The sequence below is a fragment of the Bradyrhizobium sp. Leo170 genome (genome assembly GCF_004296405.1).
In the GTDB taxonomy this organism is placed as follows: Bacteria; Pseudomonadota; Alphaproteobacteria; order Rhizobiales; family Xanthobacteraceae; genus Bradyrhizobium.
Genome location: NZ_PSRR01000404.1, coordinates 1 through 6,958 on the forward strand (window position 1 = coordinate 1; position 6,958 = coordinate 6,958).

Below are 6,958 nucleotides of genomic sequence, written 5' to 3' on the forward strand. Positions count from 1 at the left end.
CCACTAGTTCAACACCGATCGGGACATCCCCGATTGACCCGAGGTCACCACGACCACCGTCCCAGCGGGATATCGCCGGCCCGGCGGACCGGACCAGGAGCTTGCAAGAGAAGTTCAGGCTGGCTTCGTCTGCCCCATTCGAACGATGTGCCGTCGACCCAGATGCAGTGCAAAATCACGGCGATCTTGCGGGCAATGGCGACCTTTGCCTTCCTCATGCCGATCCGCTTTGCGAGCTTCATGCCCCAGGCCTTGAGGGAAGACCATTTCTTTGTTCGATAAAGCAGGACCGTCGCGGCCTCGAACAGGTGGGTTCGGAGAAGCCTGTCGCCCCATCGAGATATCTTGCCATTGGTGTCAGTTTCGCCGGATTGGTTGCGCCGCGGTGTCGCGCCAGCCCGAGACCAGCGTGAAGCCGCCGGCCTTCAGCAGGGCCAGCATCCGGTCGCGGGCGAGTTCGCCGATCTGCTTCTCGCTCCGGCTCGCGGCGAGAAGATTTCCGGGGCGTTGATATCAGCGATCCTGATCTTGTCGCGCCCGAACCAGAATGTGTCCCCGTCGACGACGCAGTTCACGCGGATCGGCCCGTCGCAGCGCGTGAAACGGGCGCTCAGCATATCGCCCTCCCGAGGCGCCGGGATGACCGACGTCGTGGTCTCGTACCGATCCGGCACATCCGGCGAATGCCGCGAGGGGACACCGATGGCGACCGCCAGGATCGCAATGATCGCCATTGGTTGGCTCCCACAACAAGAAAGCGCGGCGCCGTCATGCGTTTTCTTCCGGTTGGAATCGGTTCTTTCCGACGCAAGCCCTCATGTCGTCACGCCGGAACCAGAGGGCGCGGCCGCACCGGAGCGGTGCGTTGCCGGCAGTGAACACGATCTGTTCGTCGGCGCGCATACGCAGCACTTCGTGCGGCTGGATCAGCGGCCCCGCGGCCAGCTGCTTCGAGCGCGTCCGCGATGAACCTGACGCCTGCGACGAGCGGCTGACCTGGTCGATCTCGACCGTGGTCGTGCCGCATCGCTTCGAGATGTAGTCGGCGGTTTCCGGGTCGTTCACGGCCGCGAAGGCGATCCAGCTCGCGCTCTCGAACCACTTGCTCGCCGCGTCGCGGCCGCCATAGGTTTCGCGCATCTGACCGATCGACTGGAACAACAAGAGGAGCGTGATGCCGTATTTGCGGCCGGCGTCGCGGGCGGTCTCCAGGATCCGCATGAAGCCGAGGCGCGCCACTTCGTCGAGCAGGAACAAGGCCGGTCCCGTCACCTCTCCATTGCGGTTGTAGATCGCGTTCATGAAGGAGCCGATGATGACGCGGGCGAGTCCGGCATGGGTCTCCAGCGTCTTCAGGTCGAGATTGATGAACACGTCGGTTGCGCCACCGGCGAGATCGTCGCTGACGAAGGTTGAGCCGGACACGAGCGCGGCATAGTTCGGATAGGAAAGCCAGTGGGTTTCCTTCACGGCGTTGGCATAAACGCCGCTGAATGTCTCCGGCGTCATGTTGACGAAGACGGCAACGTTCTCCTTCACGAAGGCCGATTCCGAATTGTCGTAGATCGCCTGCAGGCGCGCCCGCAGCTTGGGCTCCGGTTCGGAGAGATTGGCGCGGACCTGGCGAAGCGTCTGGTTCTTGTCTTCCGTATGCCCTGACAGGCAGACGTCGGCGATCAGCGCGGTGAGAAACTGCAGCGCCGAGGCGCGGAAGAAATCGTCCCGCACGCCGCGCACGCCGCCGCTGTCGCTCATGATCCAGGAGGCGACGGCGGCGATGTCCTCCTCCTTCGAGCCGCTGAACTGGCCGATCCAATCGAGCGCGTTGAAGCCGGTTCCTGGCTCTCGTGGATCGAGCACATGGACCGTGCGCCCCGCTGCTCGCCGGTGGTCGATCACCATCGGCGCGACCTCGTTGGAGGGGTCGAGCACCACGAGCGCGCCGCCCCATTTGAGCGCGGTCGGGATCGTCACCGACGTCGTCTTGAAGCCGCCCGATCCGGCGAAAACGATGCCGTGCGAGGAGCCGAAGGAGGCGTCGAAGCAGAGTAGCGGCGCGCGGCCGCCGTGCCCCCAACTCTCACGGTCCATGGCGCGAAACGGTTGCGTTGCCGCGCTGTCTTTGTCGACACGATAGCGTTCACCGACGAGGATGCCGCCGGCGTCGGGAAAGAGCCGTGAGGCCTCCTGCATGGTCATCCAGTCCGCATCGCCGTGCAGTGCGCGCCGACCGCGAACGCGCTTTGGCATCGGCGTGGTGAAGGCGGCGTTGCCCTTCACGGCAACGCGTACGGCGAAGATGCCGGCGACCAATATCGCGCATGCGGCGACAATGATCGCCGGTTCGACCTGCGCCAGCGGCGACCGGCCGGATGCGGCCGGGATGGGAACCCCGGAAAGGCGCATTGCCTCGCGCGCGACAGCGATGGAAATCGCCAATGCGCATCCCGCGAGGACGCTCCGCGCCGCGGTACGGATGTTCGCGGAGCCTGCGGTGGCGAACAGGAAGATGACGCCGATCCCTGCTGCCGCGATATAGGGCATGGCAATCCCGGCGCGGGCGACCAGGAGGCGCTGCGCCTCCGTCTTGCCGAGGCCGGCGAGACTATACTCGATGCCGGTCAATCCAATGACCGTGCCGAGCATCAGCGCCACCGGCACGATCAGCAGAAGGAGCCTACTCGCCGTCACGGCCGAACGCCTCCACCCCGATCGCGGCAAGCCGAGCCCGCTCGGCTACGCCGGTTCTCAGCCGACGGCGAAGTTCGATCAGCGCGCCGAGCAGCACCGCGCGCTTCTCGTAGCGCAGCCCCGCCTTTGCGATCAGGCCGCCGAGCTCGATCTTCTCGCGCGTGTCCTTCTTGCGGGCTTCGGAGGATGATGCCTGCCGCATGCGCTCATACCTCGCCAGCGCCATTCGCATGCGCACCAGACGCGACCTTCGCGGCGGGAGCGCTCGTATCGCCTCCGGCCTCGGCTCCCTTCCTTCCGGTCGCCTTTCCGGCTTTCCCGCGAAACCGGCCGGCGAGATCCTCGAACGCGGCCAGAAGCTCGCTTTCCTCGATCTCGATGTCACCGAGTCCGGCCCTGAGCGCGATGCGCCCGATCCGCTCGGCCTCGCGTGTCTCTGCGGCCTTCAACTGTTCCTGCAGGCGAGTGATTTCCTCGCGGATCTTCGACGACGGTTTCTTCATTTCCGGTTGAGCCTTCGTGCTGGGCAGTGTTGCTGGACTGCGCGGAGCATTTCCGAAGTCGCCGGCCCAGGCGACTCATAAAAAAGCTAGTCGGCAAAGCCGACGTCGCCTGAAATCATCCCGGCCGCTCGATGAGAGCGGTCCAAGGGCGCAGTAATACGTCGCATCCGCGACGTCCTGCTTTCTCACCTGCCGGGGGCGCCTGCCCCCGGCGCGGCCCTGCCGCCGCTCCCGACGAGCATTCGTGTTCCACCTCGTCCGGGAGATCGCGCCGCTTTGGCCATCACGCATTTCACGCCCCAGCTCATTTCGCGCGGTTCCGGCCGCAGCGCCGTGCTGTCGGCAGCCTACCGGCACTGCGCGCGCATGGAGCATCGGGCGGAGGGGCGGACCGTCGACTATTCCGCCAAGCGGGGCCTGCGGCACGAGGAATTCCTGTTGCCGCCGGATGCCCCACAATGGGCGCGTGCATTGATTGCCGACCGCTCGGTCGCCGGCGCCGCCGAGGCGTTCTGGAACGCAATCGAGGCTTTCGAGAAGCGGTCAGATGCGCAGCTCGCCAAGGAATTCATCATCGCCCTGCCGGTCGAACTCACCATCGACCAGAACATCACCTTGGTGCGGGAGTTCGTCGCAACCCAGGTCCTCGCGCGCGGGCAGGTCGCCGACTGGGTTTTCCATGACGAGCCCGGCAATCCGCACATCCATCTGATGACAACGCTTAGGCCGCTCGGTGAGGACGCATTTGGGCCGAAGAAGGTGCCGGTTATCGGCGATGAAGGCGTGCCTTTGCGCAACGATTCCGGCAAGATCGTGTACCGACTCTGGTCGGGCGAGAAGGCCGAGTTCCTCGCGCAGCGCGAAGGCTGGCTCAACCTTCAGAACAAGCATCTGGCGCTCGCCGGACTCGATGTTCGCGTCGACGGCCGTTCCTATGCCGCGCGCGGAATCGATCTTGTCCCGACGACGCATATTGGCGTGGCCACGACGGCGATCGACCGGAAAGGAGAAAAGGCGGGGTGGTCGCCGAAGCTCGAACGCGTGGCGCTCCACGAGGAGCGGAGGGCCGACAATCGCCAGCGGATTTTGCGGCGTCCTGAGATCGTGCTGGACCTCGTCACGCGCGAGACGAGCGTCTTCACCGAGCGTGACATCGCCAGGGTGTTGCACCGCTATGTCGACGATGCCGGCACCTTCCAGCACCTGATGGCGCGCATCTTCCAGAGTCCGGATGTGTTGCGGCTGGAGGGTGAGCGCACCGCCCTTGCGACCGGAATCCGCGAGCCCGCCAAATACACGACGCGCGAACTCATCAAGCTCGAAGCCGAGATGGCGCATCGCGCCGTCTGGCTTGCCGACCGATCCTCGCATGGCGTCCGGGAGAAAGTACTGGCGGCGACCTTCGAGCGCCATGATCGTCTGTCGGAAGAGCAGCGCGTCGCGATCGCCCATGTCGCCGGTGAGGGGCGGATCGCGGCCGTGGTCGGGCGCGCCGGCGCCGGCAAGACCACCATGATGAAGGCGGCGCGCGAAGTGTGGGAAGCGGCCGGCTATCGTGTGGTCGGCGGCGCGCTTGCGGGTAAAGCTGCGGAGGGCCTGGAGAAGGAAGCGGGCATCGCCTCACGCACGCTGGCTTCGTGGGAGCTTGCCTGGTCGAACGGGCGCGAGCAACTCGACGACAAGACCATCCTTGTCCTCGACGAGGCCGGCATGGTGTCGTCGCGGCAGATGGCGCTGTTCGTCGAAGCGGTTGTGAAGACCGGCGCAAAACTGGTGGTCGTCGGCGACCCCGATCAGCTTCAACCGATCGAGGCCGGCGCGGCGTTCCGCGCCATCGCGGAGCGCACCGGCTATGCCGAACTCGAAACCATCTATCGCCAGCGCAAGCAATGGATGCGCGATGCCTCGCTCGATCTCGCGCGGGGCCGCGTTGCCGAGGCGCTGCAGGCCTATGGCGCGAACGGCAAGCTCGAAGCGCGCAAGTACAAAGTGCAAGCTGTCGCGGCGCTGATCGAGGACTGGAACCGGGATTATGATCCGGCGAAGTCGATGCTGATCCTTGCGCATCTTCGGCGCGATGTCCGTGTCCTCAACGAGATGGCGCGGGCGAAGCTGATCGAGCGTGGCATTGTCGAAGACGGCCATGCCTTCCGCACCGAGGACGGTCTGCGCAGCTTCGCAACCGGCGACCAGATCGTCTTCCTGAAGAATGAAGGATCGCTCGGCGTGAAAAACGGCATGATCGCCCATGTCGTCGAGGCGCGGCCGGGCTGGTTCGCGGCGATGATCGGCGAGGGTGAAGCACGGCGCCGCGTCGAGGTCGATCAGCGCTTCTATGCCAACGTCGACCACGGTTATGCGACCACGATCCACAAGAGCCAGGGCGCGACCGTCGACCGGGTGAAGCTGCTCGCCACGCTCTCGCTCGACCGGCATCTTGCCTATGTCGCGCTGACCCGCCATCGCGAGGATGTCGCTCTCTACTACGGGGCGATTTCATTCGGGAAGGCCGGTGGGCTCACCAAGATCCTGTCGCAGAGCCGGGCGAAGGAAACCACACTCGACTATGTGCGCGGCCCTTCCTATCGCGCCGCGCTGCGCTTTGCTGAAGCGCGCGGTCTCCATCTCATGAGTGTCGCCCGCACCCTCGTCGCCGACAAGGTCCGCTGGACCGTCCGGCAGAGCTCGAGGCTCGCCGATCTCGGATCGCGGCTCCTCGCGCTCGGCACCCGGCTCGGCCTCGGCGCCGCCCGGAAACCGAGAATCCCCAACAGCGCAAAGGGAGCAAAGCCGATGGTCGCCGGCATCACCACATTCGCCAGATCGATCGACCAGGTTGTCGAGGACAAGCTCACCGCCAATCCCGGCCTGAAGAAGCAGTGGGAGGAGGTCTCGACCCGCTTCCGCCTCGTCTTCGCCGATCCGGAAGCCTCGTTCCGCAAGGTCGATGTCGACAGCATGCTGAAGGACAAGGCGGCTGCACAATCCACCCTGTCGAAACTCGCGGAGAAGCCCGACAGCTTCGGCGCGCTGAACGGCAGAACCGGCCTTCTGGCCAGCCGTGCCGACAAAGAGGACAGGCAGAGGGCGGACCTCAACGTGCCCGCGCTCGCCCGCGATCTCGAACGTTTCTTGCGCCTGCGCTCGGAGGCGGAACGTCGCTATGAGGCCGAAGAGCGCGCCGCCCGGCTGAACGTCGCCGTCGACATTCCGGCGCTGCCGCCATCGGCGAAGCAGACACTCGAGCGCATCCGCGACGCCATCGATCGGAACGATCTGCCGGCGGCCCTGGAGTTCGCGCTCGAGGACAAGATGATCGGGGCGGAGCTGGAAGGTTTTGCGCGTGCCGTGTCCGAGCGGTATGGCGAACGCAGCTTCGTCGGCCTCGCGGCAAAGGACACTGATGGCAAGACCTTCGAGGTGTTCTCGGACGGGATGAACGCTGCGCAGAAGGAGGAGCTCAAGGCTGCCTGGCCTGATCTGCGAACCGCGCAACAACTCGCGGCACAGCAGCGGAGCGCGGAGGCCCTGAAGGAAGCCGAAACACGTCGTCAGACGCAGTCGAAAGGTCTGTCGCTGCAATGATCTCGATCATCGACCGGAGAGTGGAGTCACAAGTCGCGGAGGCCGCGACCGGAAAGAAAACGTCCCTTCAGCGTCGGCGAGCATCCGCGATCATGGGGGCCGGCGGCGTGGCGATGATTGCGATCGCCGGCATCGCCTGGCTCGGCGGCTTGCGCCTCAACCTGACGCCAAGCGAGCCG

5 protein-coding genes and 1 pseudogene are annotated in these 6,958 nt (G+C 65.4%); 1 reads left to right on the forward strand and 5 read right to left on the reverse strand.

Features of this window, described 5'->3' with window-relative positions; genetic code table 11:
* Positions 1 to 44 precede the first annotated feature (44 nt).
* The 5 genes and pseudogenes from CWO89_RS38510 to traC form a co-directional block, all read right to left on the reverse strand.
* Positions 45 to 425 (reverse strand): annotated as a pseudogene (locus CWO89_RS38510) (transposase); the annotation flags it as partial.
* Positions 426 to 734, reverse strand: a complete 309-nt coding sequence (locus CWO89_RS47280) for a hypothetical protein (protein ID WP_207234658.1) — start codon at positions 732 to 734, stop codon at positions 426 to 428.
* Between the two features lie 34 nt (positions 735 to 768).
* Entirely contained in the window at positions 769 to 2,691 is a 1,923-nt protein-coding gene (traG, locus tag CWO89_RS38520) for a Ti-type conjugative transfer system protein TraG (RefSeq protein ID WP_130583565.1), read from the reverse strand.
* Positions 2,678 to 2,893 carry a type IV conjugative transfer system coupling protein TraD gene (gene traD, locus CWO89_RS38525; RefSeq protein WP_130230788.1) on the reverse strand — a complete coding sequence of 72 codons (216 nt, stop codon included), beginning with the start codon at positions 2,891 to 2,893 and terminating at the stop codon, positions 2,678 to 2,680. Before traD ends, traG begins: the two co-directional genes overlap by 14 nt.
* A 4-nt stretch (positions 2,894 to 2,897) precedes the next feature.
* Positions 2,898 to 3,194, reverse strand: a complete 297-nt coding sequence (gene traC, locus CWO89_RS38530; RefSeq protein WP_130230778.1) for a conjugal transfer protein TraC — start codon at positions 3,192 to 3,194, stop codon at positions 2,898 to 2,900.
* 276 nt (positions 3,195 to 3,470) lie between these two features.
* Here traC and traA point away from each other — a divergent pair, with 276 nt between their 5' ends.
* Entirely contained in the window at positions 3,471 to 6,779 is a 3,309-nt protein-coding gene (gene traA / locus CWO89_RS38535; protein ID WP_130583566.1) for a Ti-type conjugative transfer relaxase TraA, read from the forward strand.
* Positions 6,780 to 6,958: the final 179 nt, after the last annotated feature.

What these genes read in the sequence shown, in the direction of transcription:
- traD (WP_130230788.1), bottom strand. Translation starts at nt 2,893, where the DNA reads ATGCGGCAGGCATCATCCTCCGAAGCCCGCAAGAAGGACACGCGCGAG.
- CWO89_RS47280 (WP_207234658.1), bottom strand. Translation starts at nt 734, where the DNA reads ATGGCGATCATTGCGATCCTGGCGGTCGCCATCGGTGTCCCCTCGCGG.
- traC (WP_130230778.1), bottom strand. Translation starts at nt 3,194, where the DNA reads ATGAAGAAACCGTCGTCGAAGATCCGCGAGGAAATCACTCGCCTGCAG.